This is a genomic window from Commensalibacter sp. A3DC (genome assembly GCF_047307945.1).
GTDB lineage: Bacteria > Pseudomonadota > Alphaproteobacteria > Acetobacterales > Acetobacteraceae > Commensalibacter > Commensalibacter melissae.
This window is the reverse complement of record NZ_JAXOQA010000001.1, coordinates 42,839-60,898: the sequence shown is the minus strand read 5'-3', so window position 1 is coordinate 60,898 and position 18,060 is coordinate 42,839. Positions and strand designations below refer to the sequence as shown.

The window sequence follows — 18,060 nt, the reverse complement described above, 5'->3', positions numbered from 1 at the left end:
TGCAATATTTATGATTGAAATTCAATAAAAGAACCGCTATTAAAAACCCGTAATTAATTTATTAATAAATAATTACATATTTTAGTACTTATTTTAATATATTATTGGATTTATAATGAAAAAACTGTTTTTTTTACTAGCAACCACGGGATTACTAGCCGGATGTGCGGGTGGTAAATCACCAGTGGGACTAGCTTTAATCAGTAATGTAAAAGGCCCTATTTCAGCAACTGATCACACTGTCACCTCAAAAAAAGGTGCAAGTTGTGCCCACAATCTACTAGGTATTGTTGCAAGCGGAGATGCATCAATTGATTCTGCCAAAAAGAAGGCAGGCATAACAAAAGTTTCTTCTGTTGATTATAAAACCACAGGTATTTTCCCTTTTTATGGAAAAACCTGTGTCAATGTAAAAGGGGAATAACTTCCTTTATATAAATAATTAACTTTTTTGGAAGTTGTTTATAAATTATTAATATAAACAATTTCTAAAAAGTGTTTTTTTCGCTTTATAAATAAGAAACAACACTTTGCGATTGCTTTTAACTTACTGATAATCATGCAATTTAATCATTATCTCCGAGTGTGACAGCGATAAATATGGACTGGCCATCTCTTAAAATTCTCAATAAAACAGTTTTGTCTGTTTTTAGAGATGAACTAATCAACCGGTTCGCCATTTCCGGTTTATCAACATCTTGGTTATTAACGGATACAATGACATCACCGTTCTGCAATCCGGCATGATCAGCTGGGGAATCGTTTTTAATCGAGGTAACAATTACCCCCTTGATTTTTTCATCAATACCAGCCTGTTGCCTTATTTCAGGGGTTAATAATGATAAGGAGACACCCAAACTGCCAGGAGCAGGAGCTGGTGTTTTTTTACTCTTGGTATCCTCGTTTAGATTACCTACCTGAACCTTTACAACTTTCCGCGTGCCATTTCGCAAAATATTCAGATCAATCATTGTATTTGGAGTAATAGCCGCAACCTGGTTGGCAAGATCCCTCGGATTTTCAACCTTTTTATCATTCAAAGAAAGAATGACGTCCCCAACCTTCAGTTGGGCCTTTTCAGCAGGACTATTGTTTGCAACAGATGCAATCAAAACCCCTTTTGGTGGAATACCATGCTCAGATGGAGGCAATTTTAACATTTTCACCATTGAAGGTGTGATCATCTGGCCCATAACCCCTAAATAACCACGGGTAACATGTCCTGTCTTTTCCAATTGAGTAACGACATTTTTCACCGTATTTGATGGAATGGCAAACCCGATACCGATTGATCCTCCTGATGGAGATAAAATTGCTGTATTAACACCGATAACCTTACCATCTTGAGAAAAAAGAGGCCCTCCCGAATTTCCACGATTGATTGGAGCATCAACCTGGATAAAGGAATCGTAAGGAGTATCACCGATATCCCTTCCCCGGGCAGATACAATCCCTGCGGTAACGGTACCTCCCAAACCATATGGATCTCCAACTGCAATTACCCATTCACCAGGTTCAATACCATTTGAATCTCCAAGCTGGATAAATGGCAAAGGTTTTTCAGACTGGATTTTTAACAACGCCAAATCTGTTTTTGAATCCCTTCCAATAATTTTTGCCTGATATTTCGCACCAGTCTCCAGGGCAATCGTTATTTTCTTCGCCCCTTTAACAACATGATTATTGGTTACGATATAACCATCAGGCGAAATGATAAATCCTGATCCACGTGCCTCAGCCACCTGCTTGGGCATTTGTTGTGGAAACATGGGAAAGGGAAAAGGAAACGGAAACGGATTCATATTATCATCGCCATTGGGAAATCCATTTCCCATCATTGAATCATCATTGTCTCCGACAACAACCCGTGAAGTAATAGATACAACGGCAGGTTTGACCTGTTTAACCAAATTTACAAAATTAGGCAGATTTTGCGTTGAGGTTACCGGCTTGATCGCATCAGAATGATCTTTTAACAAATCTGTTGCCTGGGATGAATTATAACCTGTGACTGCACTGCCCAGCACTAAAGAAGCCAATAAACCCTGTTTAATTTTTTTTCCACAAACATGATTTATAAGCTCTAGAACCGTTTGCTTTTTTTTAGAATATTTATCCATAAAATTCCTCGTAATTTCTTTATTTTTACATAAAATTAATTATTTAAGAAATAATATGATGATCAATTATGGCAAAAATTAAAAATTTTTTACCGTAAATTCATAAAAAAATTTCTTAATAATTTTTGACAGGCATGCTCCCGAACACCTCCAATTATTTCGGGATGATACATCGTTTGCTGGTGTGAAAATATACGCGCCCCGTGCTCTATTCCCCCACCTTTTGAATCATATGCTCCAAATACAATTCTTGCGATCCGAGCATGCATTGCAGCAGCGGCACACATAGGACAGGGTTCTAATGTAACGACCAGACTATATCCCATAAGCCGTTTACTCTTGACTTTTAGACAAGCTTTTTTCAAAACGATCATTTCGGCATGCGCCAAAGGATTTTGATGCGCCTCTACCTGATTAAAAGCCTGCGCAACAATCTTGTTTTCCGGTGATAAAACAAGCGCTCCAACCGGAATCTCTCCCCGCTGATATGCTTTCCTCGCAAGATGCAGAGCCTGATCCATTCTCCAGTAAGATTGTTTAGGATACAATGATATCATATCTTAAAATTAATACATGTTATAATTCTATAGTAAATTTTGAATATAGAATATGTCATCTAAATCACCAATTCTTTCAATTAGAAGAACTATTTTCATCTTTAGTTAAAAGATACTTTGACAAAAATATCTTTTTCTTATTAAAAACGTCTATCCAATATATTCCCCTTAATATTCACCGTCTCCATGATTCTTGTATGACAAATTCTTCTTTACCCTTGATTGGCATCACGCTGGATAGTAGTACAATTCCCTTTACAGATAATCACAACATTTGTTCCTATATTCTGGACAGAAACTTAAAAACAAGTGTTCTTGAGGCAGGTGGAATTCCGTTGGGTATTTTTCCAGTCAATCAAAAGAATTTATCAATGATTCTTGACAAAATGGATGGGCTTGTCCTTTATAAAAATAAATTTTCCGACTCTTCAAAAAATCATGATCCCTTTGAACAAAATCTTCTTCAATATGCTTGGGAAAAAAACATTCCCATTCTGGCCATTGCAGGTGGGGCCTGTCACATGACCTTTTTTCTCCAAGGGGAATTATATAAAAATATTCAAACGGAATTGCCTGAAAGCCTTCCCCATATTCAAATAAATTCTCCCTATCAAGGAAGTCACTGCATTCAACTTCAGCCAAAAAGCTGTTTATATTCTTTAACCAAACGAACAAAATGGATGGTAAATTCTTTTCATCAATCTGGAATAAAATCTGCAGGAAAAGGGATCCCAAGTGCCCTTGCCGAAGATAACACTATCGAAGCAATTGAAGATCCTTCAAGGTTTTTTTTTGTTGGTGTACAATGGCATCCTGAATTTGCTGTTGATTATACTGATCGCAAATTATTTTCAGCACTAATTGCCAAGGCCAGAACCTATGCCCAAAACAGATCCTGATTCTCCCAATCTCTCATTTTCAAAAGGAGAACGCATTGCCAAATGGCTTGCACGTGCAGGTGTGGCATCCAGAAGAGATGCTGAGAAACTGGTTTCGGAAGGTAAAGTCTTTATTAACCAACAGCAAATCACCCAACCCGCCACCTTTGTCTCGAATAACGACAATGTCTATGTTAATGGAAAACTCATTGCTTATCCAGAACATTCTCGTTTGTGGCGGTATCACAAACCTGTTGGCCTGATAACCACCCACAAAGACCCAGAGGGACGACCCACTGTTTTCGATGCACTCCCGCCTAACATGCCACGTGTTATCAGTGTAGGTAGATTGGATTTAAATAGTGAAGGCCTTCTACTACTCACCAACGATGGCTCCCTGGCAAGGCAGCTGGAACTTCCCTCCAATCACTGGGTGCGTCGGTATCGGGTCCGGGTATTTGGTCATATCGTACAAGCAAAACTGGATCAGCTAAAAGATGGCATTACAGTTGAAGGAATACACTATTCCCCAATCATTGCCAAAATCGATTCACAAAAAGGAATGAATGCTTGGCTTACAGTTTCATTACAGGAAGGTCGTAACCGGGAAATCAGACGTGTTATGCAACATTTTGATTTACAAGTTAATCGTCTAATCCGAATTGCCTATGGACCTTTCCAGCTGGGTTCATTACCAAAAAATAGTCTTGATGAGGTTTCGGGAAAAGTCATTAGAGAGCAAACGGGTAAACACATACCTTTATCCAGAAATAAATAGATACATGCGAATTATTGCCGGTAAATATAAGGGTACACATTTGTACCCCCCTGCTGGTCTGGAAACCCGTCCAACGGCCGATCGTGTAAGACAAACATTATTTGACATGCTTATACATGCAGAATGGGGAGGACAATATTTTTTGCAGGACAGCCTTGTTCTCGATGCTTTTGCCGGAACGGGTGCCTTGGGTATTGAAGCTTTGTCCAGGGGGGCAAGAAAAGGTTTTTTTTGTGAAAAAAATAAATCAACTCGTCAGGTTTTAGAAAAAAACTTGACCCGTTGTCATTGCCATTTGAATAGTGTAATTTACAGTGATTATCAGGCCCTGCCAATAACTGAACACCCCTGCAACCTGGTTTTCTTGGATCCCCCATATCGAAAAAACCTTATACCTTATACACTCCAGACGCTAGAAAATAAAAATTGGCTTTCCACCCGATCCATTATCATTACAGAAATTGCACAAGATGAAAATCTTATGCTAAATGATAATTATCATATGTTAGCTGAACGAAATTTCAAAAATACATGCCTAAAATTTTGGGTAAAAAGAAAATAACCAAGGGTATATTTCAGTTTTATAACCCTATAAAAATAAATAAACCCCTGTAAGGATTTGGATAATTACTGTGCCTAACCAGAATAAAATTGGAAAAAACACGACTTCAAAATTTCAATCTTCATTCAGTAAAAGGCTGATACAGGCAAGCGGCTGGATTCTATGGATATTTGCCTTGTTACTTATGCTGGCATTGATCAGTTACAATCCTTATGACCCTTCATTCAATACCTCGTCAAACCAGCCTCCCAGCAACTTGCTCGGTTATATTGGATCCCATTTGTCAGATATTTTAATTCAATGGGTTGGAATAGCCAGTTTTTTCCCAGTGCTCGTTTTTATTGCATGGGGTTGGCGCATCATACGATTTCAATATTTAAAAGGAATAATTATCCGTTTTATAGCCATGATTATTGCCATACCAGTCATGGCTGCGCTAATTGTGGCTACCATCCTGCTATTTTCAGGCAACAAAGTTCCTACGCTTGTTATTCCACCTGGATTGGGGGGATCAATTGGTTACGTGATTGCGAGAACATCTTTGATAGCGGCTCAGGATACACTTGGCATTATGGGAAAAATCTTGATCTGGGTTTTAAGCGCCATATTTTGTTTGCTGTTAATCCCTCTAACAATGGGATTGTCAAAACAGGAATGGAAAAAAATCATAGGTTTTTTCAAAAAGATCTTTCAATTTTTCTATTATACTTTACTCAGGAAATCTAAACCTGCCGAACCAGAAACTGATCATTATATCAATAATTCTTATAATGTCCCTCCACGAACCTACAACCATTCGCCTTTTAAATCCAATCCAGATATCCTGAAGGAAGAACAAACCTATACCCCTCCCGCCTATCAGGATTCTGTCAGGGAAACAACCCATGCCATTCAGCCTTATGCAAAAAAACAGAAACCCTCTTCACTGGCACCAGACAACACACCTATTTTCAACCCGGAGGACGATCAGGAAGATGCCCAGAATAATTATCGGCCGGCATCGCAGTCCTTGATAACAAAGCAAGAAACAACAGTATCCACCACAGTTAATAAAAATGAGCAACCTCTGAGAGAATTAACAAAACCCACCGAATCAATAGAAAATGGAGATACCCGGCAACCTGACAAACCTTATGAAAAAAGGGAAACTACGCCCATAAAAAATAAAGGCATTTTTTCCCTGCTTCATAAACCTCTTAAGGAACACTTTGTATCTTCCAATAATGCATCTGAATCTCACCCTCCCTCATTTGAAGAACAATCAGGAAACAGTTGGTCCTTTCCTTCCCTTTCCCTGTTAAAACCCAATTTAAATCACGAAAGCAATAAACCTACACCTGAAATGCTTCATGCCAATGCTCGCATGCTGGAAACCATTTTGGATGATTACGGGGTAAAAGGCACTATAGGTAATATTCTACATGGCCCAGTAGTAACTTTATATGAATTGGAACCGGCTCCAGGTATCCGGTCTGCTCGTGTCATTGGCCTGTCCGATGATATCGCCCGCTCTCTTTCCGTTATATCAGTGCGCATTGCCACCGTTCCAGGCAGAAATATTATCGGAATTGAGGTTCCCAATAATATTCGTGAAATTGTATATTTTTCCGAACTACTTAATACAGAAAACTGGTACAGAAATTCTGCACGTTTATGTCTGGCTTTGGGGAAAAACATTTTTGGTGAGCCAATTTATGCAAATCTTGCAAAAATGCCACATCTATTAATTGCTGGAACCACCGGTTCAGGGAAATCAGTGGGCGTTAATGCCATGATTCTATCCTTATTATATCGCCTATCCCCTGATGAATGCCGTTTGATCCTAATTGATCCAAAAATGCTAGAGCTTTCTATATATGAAGGTATTCCCCATCTTTTGACCCCTGTTGTCACCGATCCGCACAAAGCCTTGTCTGCCTTGAAATGGGCGGTAAGGGAGATGGAAAGACGTTATCGTCTTATGTCCCAACTTGGAGTCAGGAATATTGATGGTTATAACCAGCGCATAACCAATGCAAAAAATCAAAGCAAGGTCATGACAAGACGCATACAAACAGGCTTTGATCCTGAAACTGGTAAACCAACATTTGAGGAACAGCAAATTCCTCTTGAACATTTTCCCTATATCGTTATCGTCATTGATGAAATGGCTGATCTCATGATGGTGGCCGGCAAAGATATCGAAGCTGCCGTTCAACGTCTTGCGCAAATGGCTCGAGCTGCCGGAATACATGTTATCATGGCAACACAGCGTCCTTCCGTTGATGTAATTACCGGGACCATTAAGGCCAATTTCCCCACTCGTATCTCTTTTCAGGTAATCAGCAAATTTGACAGCCGAACTATTCTTGGTGAACAAGGAGCCGAACAATTATTGGGACAGGGAGACATGTTATTCATGCAGGCGGGTGGACGTATTGAACGCATTCATGGTCCCTTTGTTTCTGATGAAGAAGTTGAACGGGTTGTTCAGCATTTACGCACACAGGGTGAGCCGATTTATGTTGAAGATGTTACCGTTGACCCTGTGGAAGATAATAATGGACGTTCAGGCGGTAATAATGATGAATTATATAACCAGGCAATCAATCTTGTTTTAAGGGAAGGAAAGGCTTCCACCTCATTTATTCAACGTCATTTATCCATCGGGTATAATCGAGCAGCCAAAATTATTGAACAAATGGAAAAAGAACGGATTGTCAGTCCTGCCAACCATGTTGGTAAACGTGAGATCCTTATTAAAAGATCAGAATAAAGGGAAGATTCTTTACCTTGCTTCCTTTTAGAATTCTTTATCAAGATAACTATTATATTATCATTGACAAACCTGCTGGAATGCCTGTGTATTCGAGCGATAAAAATGATTCCATTCCCTCTGTCGAAAATTTTTTTCCCCTGTTATCAAGACGAAAGGAAGGGCCATGGCTAGTGCACCGTTTAGACCAGGATACAGCTGGATGTTTATTAATAGCCCTACGCAAGCAAGCCCTAATCAAGGCCCAAGCCTGTTTTGCGCAACATAAAGTAAATAAAGTCTATTGGGCCATTGTTCAGGGTAGACCGAAAAAATATTCCGGTATCATTACATCACCCCTTTTAAAAATAACACAAAAGGGCCAATGGAAAATGATACAAGATAATAAAGGTCAGAATGCACTGACAAAATGGAAATTTTTGAAAGGCGATAATACTTGCAGTTTAATTGAACTTAATTTACAAACGGGTAGAACCCATCAGGCCAGAGCCCATTGTTCCATTATGGGACATCCAATTATCGGTGATACAATATATGGTGCCAAGAAATATTCATCCATTCCATTATCATTATTGAGTCGAACCCTAACGCTTCAATTGGAAACAGTCATTTCTGCTACGGCTCAGCCACCACAACATATGCTACATTACATAAATAAATTCAGCATATATAAAAAGTCTTAACCCTCAAGATCAAGACTTTTATATTTAAATTCTATGTCGAGAAAATTTTTTTAATGACATTATCAACACTTTTATGCCAATCTGGTAACCGTATGGCAAAAGTTTTATAAAGCTTGTCCGTATTCAACCTTGAATCCTGCGGTCTTTTTGCAGGAGTTGGCCAATCTTCAGTTTTTATAGAAGTAATGGAAGGCATTTTTTGTCCATAACGCTCTGCCTGTCTCAATGCATATACAGCCAAATCATACCAAGTCGCATCACCCGTTCCAACAGCATGATAAATACCGCTCCAATTATCCTGCCATTTTTGACCGACAATCCGATCTGCTATTTTCATAATCGTCCAAGCCAAATCATCAGAACAGGTTGGATTTCCCTTCTGATCCCCTACAACACGAAGCGCTGGATTTTTGGCTCCCGCATTAATGATAGTACGAACAAAATTTTTTCCGTGTTCCGAATAAACCCAAGCTGTCCTCAATATAATTGCATGAGGATGAGCCTGTAAAATAGCCTTCTCTCCTGCAACCTTACTTGCCCCATATACTGTTTCGGGAGAAATTGGATCCGTTTCAACATAGGGAGTCCCCTTTTCACCAGAAAATACATAATCTGTTGAAATATGAATCATGGGAATATTACATCCTGCACATAATTCAGCTAAATAGGCAGGCCCATCGCTATTGACCAAATAGGCTTCATCTCGATGATCCTCTGCCGCGTCAACAGCCGTCCATGCTGCCGTATTTACAACAAGGTCAGGTCTATCTTGCTCAAAAACTCCGGATATCGTATTATGTTGTGTAAAATCAAACTGTGGACGGCCGATGAACTTTAAGCGTTTATCATGCAAATTCCGTAAAGATTCTGCCAATTGTCCATTTTTCCCGCCAATTACAAGAATTGTCACCAGTTTATCCTTTTATGAATATGAAAACCAATTCTTTGCTGCTGAAAATGATGGATTTTGCATATCTTTTTCTGATAAAATCGCATCATTTACAGCGATTGGCCATTCAATGCCAATTTCTTTACAATTCCATAAAACAGCACGCTCACTGGCTTTATTATATAAATTTGTACATTTATATTGTACCATAACGTTTTCTGTTAACGTACAAAAACCATGTAAAAATCCTGGTGGGATCCACAATTGAGACCAATTGTCAGCTGATAATTCCGCAGCAACCCATTTCCCATATGTCGGAGAACCCGTTCGCGCATCAATAGCCACATCCCAAATCGAACCTTGTGTACATCTTACCAACTTCCCTTGTTCATAAGGGCCCAACTGACAATGCAAACCCCTCACCACACCTTTCTGAACAGAAAGGCTTTGATTATCCTGCACAAAAGGCAAATCAATCCCGACTTCTTTTAATCGCTGTGCATTATAGGTTTCTGAAAAAAATCCACGATTATCCTGAAAGCGAGGAGGTGTTATCAATAATACTTCTGAAATGGCTAATTTTTCTATTTTCATGACAAATATTTCTTACTTTTAATAATTAATTACTTTTGATTAAAACCTTCGTTTGCAACATCCATCAACATTCTCCCAAGGTCTGTTTTATTCAATTTTTTTGCAATTGCACGTAATTGCTCCGCATTAATAAATCCTCTATGGTAGGCCACCTCAGCAGGAGATCCCACCAAAATCCCTTGTCTTGCCTGAATCATTTGCACAAAATTTCCCGCCTGCATCAAACTGGCGGGAATACCGGCATCCAACCAAGCACAACCCCGACCCAGACGCTCTACATGTAAATTGTCATTTTCAAAATAAATTTTATTTAAATCCGTGATTTCATATTCACCACGTACTGATGGTTTTATTTTTTTTGCATATTCTGTAACCCTTGAATCATAAAAATACAGTCCTGTCACAGCCCAGTTTGAAGGAGGATCTTTCGGTTTCTCTACAATCTGGGTTACCTTGCCATTTTCATCAAATGTCACAACACCGTACCGTTCAGGATCACTAACCTGATAACTGAATATCGTTGCACCGGATTTTCGTTGAACCGCCTTTTGCAACAGCTGACTTAAATGTGAAGCAAAGATCAAGTTATCCCCCAGCACCAGGGCACAAGGGGAAGCATCCAACCACTCTTCAGCTAAAACAAAGGCTTGTGCAATACCTTCAGGTTTGGGTTGAACACAATAGTCAAATTTCATTCCAATATCAGAACCGTTTCCCAATAATCTTTTGATTTGTGGTATATCATGAGGGGTAGAGATAATCATGATTTCCCGAATACCTGCCAGCATTAATGTTGTCAGCGGATAATAAATCATGGGTTTGTCATATATAGGCAATAGCTGTTTACTGGAAACAGCTGTCAAAGGATATAACCTTGTACCTGATCCACCAGCCAGTAATATACCCTTTATTGATTTTTCATGCTGATTTGTCATTGTTTTATTCCCAACCGTTGTCCAGCATAATGTTTTTGACGAATATTTTTCCACCAATCCTCATGATTCAAATACCATTGAATCGTTTTACGAATTCCTTCTTCAAAATTGTGTTTTGCTTTCCATTTTAATTCGGTTTGTGCATGGACTGGATTTATTTCATATCTAAAATCATGACCTGGACGATCCGTCACAAAATGAATCAACCGCTCATATTTTCCCTGAGGATCAGGCTTCAGTTCATCAAGAATATGACAAATCGTTTGCACAACCTCCAGATTAGTTCTGGGTTGTTGGGCACCAATTGCATAAGTTTCTCCCGGAATTCCAAGCTCTATAGCTTTTACAAGCGCTTCAGCATGATCTTCAACATACAGCCAGTCTCTTATATTATCTCCCTTACCATAAACTGGTAGAGCCTTGCCTTCCAAGGCATTGATAATCATTAACGGGATTAACTTTTCTGGAAAATGCCAAATGCCATAATTATTTGTTGTGTTTGTCACAAAAGTTGGAAGTCCATATGTATGAAACCAAGCCCTAACCAGATGATCTGAAGCTGCTTTTGAAGCAGAATAAGGACTGCGCGGATCATAGGGAGTTTGTTCTGTAAATGGGGGATCTCCAGACTGTAAAGCGCCAAAAACTTCATCTGTTGAAATGTGATGGAAACGGAATTTTCTTTGTCTATCTACTGACATTGCTCTCCAATATTCATAAGCAGCCTGTAATAAACAATATGTTCCATGAATATTGGTCCGAATAAACACTTCAGGCCCATCAATCGAACGATCTACATGAGATTCTGCAGCCAGGTGCATTACTGCATCAGGCTTGAATTGGTTAAATATTTTTTTTAATGAAATAAAATCAGTAATATCAGTTTTGCAAAAAGAATACCGGCTATTTCCGGCTATTTCTGCCACATTATCAAGAGAAGCCGAATACGTTAGGATATCGATATTAACCACTTCATGCTGCGTATTTTTTATAAGATGTCGAATCACAGCTGAACCAATAAAACCACATCCTCCAGTGACTAAAATCAACATTATTAATGTACCTTAAATAATTTTTTTGTATTTTATATTATAAATTTATTGAATATCTTCAAAATATCTTAAAAATTTATAATAATTAAATCAAACCAATTTGCAATTTATGATATAAATACCCATATTTTTTGACTATATAAAGTATATCATTGCTTATGTCTAACAATAATTTTAGTTTCATAGACCATCCTGATTCTATTGGTGATACGACACGTTTCTGGTTTATTCGTCATGCAATTGTTAATGAAAAGGACCGTTCTTATCTTTATGGCACTAAAGATGTTCCAATCTGTCCTACACATTTAAAAAAACAACAAACATACTATCAGTTTCTGGCCAAGAAATTACCCAAGACACAACTTTGGTTCATTACCAGCCTGTCCCGTACAAGAGATACGGCCTTACAAATTCAAAAGGCGGGTTATGGATCTGAGAATTTACAAATCGAAAATGCTTTTCTGGAACAGAATCTTGGAGCCTGGCAGGGTCTATCACATGTTACAGTTGAAAAACACCGAAAATTTTCTGCGCACCCTTTTTGGCCCTTCTCAGCCGAAGAAACTCCACCTAAAGGTGAAAACATGAATGATGTCCATCAAAGAGTCAGTTGCAAAATGGAGGAATTTAGCAGAATATACACAAATAAAGATATTATTGTCATATCTCATGGCGGGGCTATTCGGGCTGCCCTTGCCTATGCTTCAAAAATCCCGGTTAATTCAGCATTATCCTTTGCCATTTATAACCTTTCCATTACTCTGATAGAAAAAACACGTGAACATTGGCATATTATTACGGTAAATGATATGATTTAGCCTTTTATTTTTCTAAAAAAAGTTACTATATATTTTAACTTAAAAAAAAATTGCTAAGGCATTATCTCTTTAATGCCCTGAAAAACTGAAAATAACAAAATCTGTTTACTTGAAACTATGGAATAAAGAGTGCCAAAGAATAAAATCCCTTCCTATAGAGGCAGTTTAAGGCGGTCAGGATATAACGTATTAAAATTATTAAGCGGAAAGATCATCAATGTTCCTCTTGGTTTAGCCCAAATTTATTTAACAACCCGACTCATTGGCGATAAAGGATACGGTTTTCTGGTTCTTATATACGCTTTTGGCCAGCTTGTGGGCGATGTGGCAGAATTTCAATCATGGCAGACTGTCTTGCATTACGGCCTTAAACCCTATCAAAATAAAGATCTTCCCCTTTTTCAACGAGTGTTGCGATTTTCTTTTTTACTTGATGCATGCAGTGCTACCTTTGCCTTGGTCGTCAGTGTTCTGATTGCCATAAATTTCAGCAATATTTTGGGGTGGCCACCTGAATGGCATTATCTGGGTATCATTTTCAGTTTTTCTGTTTTATTTACGACAAGTGCAACAGCCAATGGCGTTTTATTATTATTGAACCGTTATGATTTACTTGCCATTCAAGGAACAACAACAACAACAGTTCGGTTCTTGGGCATCGCTTTTCTTACCCTTATTCATGGTGGTATGTTGGGAGCAGTTATTGTCTGGACTTTTGCCACTTTCATGAATTTCATTACTATTTTGGTCACCGCTTTGTACCAACTTTACAAGCAAGGTTTTTTAAAAGGATTTTTCAATCGTATTAATGATGGGCTTACCAAAGATTTACCCGGGATATGGAAATTTGCCTGGAATACCAATATAAACATGACTTTTTCCCTTGTTTCCGCCCATATAACCGCTCAAATTATTGGAAGTATGCTTGGTACTGTTCAAAATGCACGCTATTCGATTGCCAATAAAATTTCAGAAGCGATTGCAAAACCTGTCATTATGCTACAATCTACATTATATCCGGAAATGACCCGCTCATGGCAGGGCAGCAAACCATCGCACCTTTATAAAATGGCCTTGCAAATCACTCTTTTAACCGGCGGTATCATTTCCGTTATTTTTCTCATTCTACCTTATATTGCACCATATATCATTTCATTATTACTTCATAAATCCACCACACCTGAAACCCTTCATTTACTATATTGGTTGGCTGGTGCAAAAGCAGTTATCCTATGGGGGATTTCCTTGGAACCCATTTTAATCACAACAGGAAATACCAAAGGGGCATCCATTTCTCGTGGAATAAACAGTTTCATTTATATACCAATGTTGATTATTTTTATTCAAAAATGGGGGATACAGGGGATTGGACCAGCCACCCTAATTTCATCTGTATTACTGGTTATTTCCCAAATCCTTTTTGTTATAAAATATAAAAAGAAAACTATAACACAATAATAAATCCTGCATTATTATGAATAATGTTTTTATTAAATATTATAATATTGTTTAATGCTCATTAATTTTTTTATTATTTAAATAACCAAAATTCAAAAACATGAATTTTAAGCTCATAATATGGGGCTTTTAACTTAAAAATGCATATTTCTCAAAATTATATTTGATAAATAAAAATTGCTGTATCAAGAAAATGGTGGGCGCACAAGGGTTCGAACCTTGGGCCCGCTGATTAAGAGTCAGCTGCTCTACCAACTGAGCTATGCGCCCCACACAGAACTTTTATCAAGAAGCGATCAAAAATACAAGATGAATTCAGTAATTAGACTGAACTTTCCTTATAAAATTTAAAAATTAAATTCTCCGCTTTTCCCACCCTTTTTAGAAACAAGATGAATGTTATGCATGACCATTCTTTTATCTACCGCTTTAAGCATATCATAAACGGTTAACAATCCTACAGAAACCCCTGTCAACGCTTCCATTTCAACTCCTGTTTTGCCCTCTGTATCAACAGTAACCCGCATATGCACAATATTTTTACTTTCTTCCAATTCAAATTCCACTTTTAGATGATTTAGCGATAATGGATGACATAAAGGGATCAAATTTGAAGTCTGTTTGCTACCCTGTATGGCGGCAATTCTTGCTATACCTAATATGTCACCCTTATGACTGTTTCCTTTTTTCAAAAGTTCAAAAGCTTCCTGAGACATCTGGATTGACCCCCCAGCCATGGCAGTTCTTTTCGAGATTTTCTTATTTGCGACATCAACCATGTGAGCTTGCCCAGACTCATCAAAATGCGTCAATTTACTCATGATATTCTTCCTATATTAATCTTTAAACTCATTCTAGCAGATGCTATATATATAATATGATAAAAATCCGTTATTTTGGTTTTCTTAAAGATATTTTACAAATTGAAGAGGAAGAAATTACCTGGGACAAAGGTAATTCACAAGATTTACTTAATTTTTTAAGAAGCCGCAATGCCTCTTGGTCGGACGCCTTGGCAGAAGAAAACATTTTCCGCCTGGCCATTAATCAACGCATTATCTATCAACCCACTCCCCTTCATCCTGATGATGAAGTTGCCATTCTACCTCCTGTTACAGGAGGTTGAATTGTTCTCTGTCAAAATACAGACCCAACCTTTTTCACAAGAGGAATTCCGAAAAAAGATTCACATTTTCAATTGTGGTGCAATTGTCAGCTTTACCGGTATCGTCAGGGGGTTTGATGAAAAAGAACCGCTTGATTATCTTTATCTTGAACATTTTCCGTCTGTAACTGAACAAGAAATTGAACGAATAATTCATTTGGCAAAAAAACGATGGGATATACAGGGTTGTCAGGTTATACACCGCGTGGGGAATTTACGGGTAGGAGAAGAAATCGTTTTGGTTCTGACAGCGGCCAGTCATAGAAAGGCTGCATTTGAATCTGCTGAATTCATAATGGATTATTTAAAATCAGAAGCTCCATTCTGGAAAAAAGAATTTTTTAGAAACGGACAGTCAAGATGGGTCAGGGCTAAATCATACGATTTAAAAGAAAAAGAACGATGGTCCAGTCATGAATGATAAAAATATTGCCGCCTTTATTCTGGCGGGTGGGGAAGGTCGGCGTGTAGGATGTCAAAACAAAGGATTGCTTTCTCTTAATAGTCATCCCCTTGTCAATCATGTTATCCAACGTATTCAACCGCATGTTCAAAACATTTTGATAAGCGCAAACAATCATATTGAAACTTATCAATCTTTTGGTTTTCCAGTCTACCAGGATCTCCCCCAATGGAAAGGAAAAGGTCCCCTGGCTGGCATTGTCAGTCTTTATTCCTTTATTCCCGCTCATACAGATTACATATTGGTTGTTCCCTGCGACACTCCCTTTTTACCCGCAAATCTAGTTTCCTCACTTTATCACGCATTGATATCAAATCCAGACTTGCTAATTGCGTACGCAGCGACACCAAAACAGATTCATCCAAGTATCCTCTTATGCAAACCCTGTACGAATGACTATCTTGCCAATCATTTAAATCATCAGCATTATAGCCTTAAATCATGGATATCTGCACACCCAAATATAAAAGTGAATTTTCATGATGAACATGAATTTACCAATATTAACGACCTTGACACATTAACCCGTTATCAACAAGACAGGCACCATGCTAAAAAACTATGATGAGGCCCTTGAAGAACTTCTGCAAAGAACCTCTATTAAACAACCCATAGAAGATTATCCCCTTTTAAAGGCAAATCATCTAGTTCTTGCTGAAAATATTTATGTTCAATATGACACACCTTTTTTCAGCAATAGTGCCATGGATGGCTATGCTCTGGGTGGTGATCCTTGTCAATGTTCTGAATGGCAAATTACAAACCGGATTGCAGCAGGAGATTCCCTTTCCAATGCCACCCTCCAAACTGGTGAAGCCGCACGAATTTTTACCGGAGCTCCAATTCCCCCCGGAACCAGCGCTGTAATCCAGCAAGAAAATACAAAAATTGAAAACAACACCCTAACTCTTACCTCGCAGATCAAAAAAGGACAAAATATACGCTATCAAGGGGAAGAACTAAAAAAAGGTGATATACTGCTTACACAAGGCCATAGGCTTACGCCCGCAAGTGTTGCTTTACTGGCAAGTCAAGGCTATCAAAATGTCAAAATATATAAACCTTTAACCATTTGGGTTTATTCCACAGGAAATGAATTGATCAACCCAGGTCAGCCTCTATCTTCTGGCAAGATTTTTGATGCAAACCGTTATCTTTTGATAACCTGGCTTCAAAAAACCAGACATCATGTCATTGATGCAGGCATTCTTCCCGATAATCGGGATAAAACTGAAATCGCATTAAAAAAAGCCAGTAAAGAAGCAGACATCATTATCTCATCTGGTGGAGTTTCGGTTGGTGAAGAGGATCACGTTCATGCCGCCTTACAACAGCTTGGCCAACTCATTTTCTGGAAACTTGCCATTAAACCCGGCAAACCTTTTGCCTGGGGACAAATCAATAGCAAAATATTCTTTATGTTACCCGGTAATCCTGTCAGCACCCTCGTCACCTTTCAACAACTTGTTATTCCCGCTTTACGACATCTTGCCGGCGAAACATTACAGAATTACCTGCCAAAAACTATTCTTGCTCAAGCCCAATTTGAAAAAAGGAAAACCCAAGCAAGACGGGAGTTTTTACGGGTGCGGGTTGATTATTCTCAATCACCTGCTCATGTTAGTCTTTTAAATAATCAGGGTTCTGCCATGTTGGCAACATTTTCCCAAGCAAATGGATTGGCAGAAATTCCGGAAAATACCCCTGTTCATAAAGGAGACTTTATAAAAATTTATCCACTTGACTATTCTCTTTAGACTTTATTGATAGGAAAATATAAAATGACAGCAATAAAAATTGGTTTGGTTTCTGTCAGTGATAGAGCCAGTCAGGGTATATATGAAGATAAAGGTTTACCTGCCTTGAAAAATTGGCTGGATAAAGCGGTTCTTAACGAAAAACAATATATTGAGCATTTAATTCCTGATGAACAGGATCTGATTGAAAAAACATTAATCGATCTGGTCGATCATCAAGATTGTCCCCTTGTTTTAACCACGGGCGGTACAGGCCCTTACATCCGAGATGTGACACCTGATGCAACTCTGGCCATCGCAGATAAAGTTATGCCCGGTTTTGGTGAGCAAATGCGTCAAGTCAGTTTATATTTCGTGCCAACCGCCATTCTGTCACGACAAGTGGGCGTAATCCGTAAAAAAAGCCTGATACTAAACCTGCCCGGACGTCCGAATGCCATTCGTGAAACATTGGAAGGGGTAAAAGATCAAGATGGCAAGGTTCTTATACATGGAGTATTTGCCGCGGTTCCAATGTGTATCGATGTAATTGGTGGACCCAGGATTGAAACAGATAAAAAAGTCGTAAAAGCTTTTTTACCTAAAAAATAGGACTG

Annotated in this window: 20 protein-coding genes and 1 tRNA gene; 13 read left to right on the top strand and 8 right to left on the bottom strand. The window is 38.4% G+C overall.

What is annotated here, in order from left to right; all coding sequences use genetic code 11:
* The first annotated feature begins 115 nt into the window (after positions 1-115).
* Positions 116-424 (top strand): TRL-like family protein, encoded by a 309-nt coding sequence (locus tag U0839_RS00270; RefSeq protein WP_110439123.1) that lies wholly within the window; start codon positions 116-118, stop codon positions 422-424.
* A gap of 142 nt (positions 425-566) precedes the next feature.
* Here the strand turns inward: U0839_RS00270 and U0839_RS00265 are convergent, their stop codons facing one another.
* Entirely contained in the window at positions 567-2,120 is a 1,554-nt protein-coding gene (locus U0839_RS00265) for a trypsin-like peptidase domain-containing protein (protein ID WP_155566056.1), read from the bottom strand.
* An 89-nt stretch (positions 2,121-2,209) separates the two neighbouring features.
* Positions 2,210-2,641 carry a nucleoside deaminase gene (locus U0839_RS00260; RefSeq protein ID WP_110439125.1) on the bottom strand — a complete coding sequence of 144 codons (432 nt, stop codon included), beginning with the start codon at positions 2,639-2,641 and terminating at the stop codon, positions 2,210-2,212.
* A 233-nt stretch (positions 2,642-2,874) separates the two neighbouring features.
* Here U0839_RS00260 and U0839_RS00255 point away from each other — a divergent pair, with 233 nt between their 5' ends.
* The 5 genes from U0839_RS00255 (at position 2,875) to U0839_RS00235 (ending at position 8,333) form a co-directional block, all read left to right on the top strand.
* A complete protein-coding gene (locus U0839_RS00255; RefSeq protein ID WP_155566057.1) occupies positions 2,875-3,576 on the top strand; it encodes a gamma-glutamyl-gamma-aminobutyrate hydrolase family protein in 702 nt (233 codons plus the stop codon).
* The gene (locus U0839_RS00250; RefSeq protein ID WP_110439127.1) at positions 3,557-4,333 is read left to right on the top strand and encodes a pseudouridine synthase; all 777 of its coding nucleotides are present in this window, start codon (positions 3,557-3,559) and stop codon (positions 4,331-4,333) included. Before U0839_RS00255 ends, U0839_RS00250 begins: the two co-directional genes overlap by 20 nt.
* A 4-nt stretch (positions 4,334-4,337) precedes the next feature.
* On the top strand, positions 4,338-4,895 hold the full coding sequence (gene rsmD, locus U0839_RS00245) for a 16S rRNA (guanine(966)-N(2))-methyltransferase RsmD (RefSeq protein ID WP_110439128.1): 558 nt from the start codon (positions 4,338-4,340) through the stop codon (positions 4,893-4,895).
* A gap of 70 nt (positions 4,896-4,965) precedes the next feature.
* A complete protein-coding gene (locus U0839_RS00240; RefSeq protein ID WP_413549842.1) occupies positions 4,966-7,650 on the top strand; it encodes a DNA translocase FtsK in 2,685 nt (894 codons plus the stop codon).
* Positions 7,651-7,667: 17 nt separating this feature from the next.
* Complete coding sequence (locus U0839_RS00235) at positions 7,668-8,333, top strand: RluA family pseudouridine synthase (protein ID WP_413549840.1); 666 nt, start codon at positions 7,668-7,670, stop codon at positions 8,331-8,333.
* Positions 8,334-8,364: 31 nt separating this feature from the next.
* Here the strand turns inward: U0839_RS00235 and rfbD are convergent, their stop codons facing one another.
* From rfbD to rfbB, 4 genes are read right to left on the bottom strand one after another with little or no spacing between them, the layout of a single operon-like run.
* Positions 8,365-9,243: a dTDP-4-dehydrorhamnose reductase gene (gene rfbD / locus U0839_RS00230; RefSeq protein WP_413549839.1), complete on the bottom strand. Its 879-nt coding sequence runs from the start codon at positions 9,241-9,243 to the stop codon at positions 8,365-8,367.
* 12 nt (positions 9,244-9,255) lie between these two features.
* Positions 9,256-9,816, bottom strand: coding sequence for a dTDP-4-dehydrorhamnose 3,5-epimerase (rfbC, locus tag U0839_RS00225; protein ID WP_155566059.1), 561 nt, complete (start codon positions 9,814-9,816; stop codon positions 9,256-9,258).
* Positions 9,817-9,845: 29 nt separating this feature from the next.
* Positions 9,846-10,751 (bottom strand): glucose-1-phosphate thymidylyltransferase RfbA, encoded by a 906-nt coding sequence (gene rfbA / locus U0839_RS00220; RefSeq protein ID WP_413549838.1) that lies wholly within the window; start codon positions 10,749-10,751, stop codon positions 9,846-9,848.
* Positions 10,748-11,803 carry a dTDP-glucose 4,6-dehydratase gene (gene rfbB, locus U0839_RS00215; protein WP_155568600.1) on the bottom strand — a complete coding sequence of 352 codons (1,056 nt, stop codon included), beginning with the start codon at positions 11,801-11,803 and terminating at the stop codon, positions 10,748-10,750. The genes rfbA and rfbB overlap by 4 nt, the downstream gene beginning before the upstream one ends.
* 158 nt (positions 11,804-11,961) lie before the next feature.
* Here rfbB and U0839_RS00210 point away from each other — a divergent pair, with 158 nt between their 5' ends.
* Entirely contained in the window at positions 11,962-12,621 is a 660-nt protein-coding gene (locus U0839_RS00210) for a histidine phosphatase family protein (protein WP_122124140.1), read from the top strand.
* Positions 12,622-12,750: 129 nt separating this feature from the next.
* Entirely contained in the window at positions 12,751-14,079 is a 1,329-nt protein-coding gene (locus U0839_RS00205) for a lipopolysaccharide biosynthesis protein (protein WP_110439134.1), read from the top strand.
* 194 nt (positions 14,080-14,273) lie between these two features.
* On the opposite strand, the gene U0839_RS00200 is transcribed toward U0839_RS00205, so the two are convergent.
* Positions 14,274-14,349: transfer RNA gene (locus U0839_RS00200), tRNA-Lys, on the bottom strand.
* A 77-nt stretch (positions 14,350-14,426) separates the two neighbouring features.
* Entirely contained in the window at positions 14,427-14,900 is a 474-nt protein-coding gene (gene moaC / locus U0839_RS00195) for a cyclic pyranopterin monophosphate synthase MoaC (protein ID WP_155566061.1), read from the bottom strand.
* A 56-nt stretch (positions 14,901-14,956) separates the two neighbouring features.
* On the opposite strand from moaC, the gene U0839_RS00190 reads away from it, so the two are divergent.
* Genes U0839_RS00190 through mog form a run of 5 tightly spaced genes read left to right on the top strand, consistent with a single transcriptional unit; the run spans position 14,957 to position 18,055 of the window.
* Positions 14,957-15,205 (top strand): MoaD/ThiS family protein, encoded by a 249-nt coding sequence (locus tag U0839_RS00190; protein WP_155566062.1) that lies wholly within the window; start codon positions 14,957-14,959, stop codon positions 15,203-15,205.
* Between the two features lies 1 nt (position 15,206).
* Positions 15,207-15,665: a molybdenum cofactor biosynthesis protein MoaE gene (locus U0839_RS00185; RefSeq protein WP_155566063.1), complete on the top strand. Its 459-nt coding sequence runs from the start codon at positions 15,207-15,209 to the stop codon at positions 15,663-15,665.
* Entirely contained in the window at positions 15,658-16,272 is a 615-nt protein-coding gene (gene mobA / locus U0839_RS00180; protein ID WP_155566064.1) for a molybdenum cofactor guanylyltransferase MobA, read from the top strand. Before U0839_RS00185 ends, mobA begins: the two co-directional genes overlap by 8 nt.
* On the top strand, positions 16,256-17,464 hold the full coding sequence (glp, locus tag U0839_RS00175) for a gephyrin-like molybdotransferase Glp (protein ID WP_413549836.1): 1,209 nt from the start codon (positions 16,256-16,258) through the stop codon (positions 17,462-17,464). The genes mobA and glp overlap by 17 nt, the downstream gene beginning before the upstream one ends.
* 24 nt (positions 17,465-17,488) lie before the next feature.
* Positions 17,489-18,055: a molybdopterin adenylyltransferase gene (gene mog, locus U0839_RS00170; protein ID WP_155566066.1), complete on the top strand. Its 567-nt coding sequence runs from the start codon at positions 17,489-17,491 to the stop codon at positions 18,053-18,055.
* Positions 18,056-18,060 lie beyond the last annotated feature (5 nt).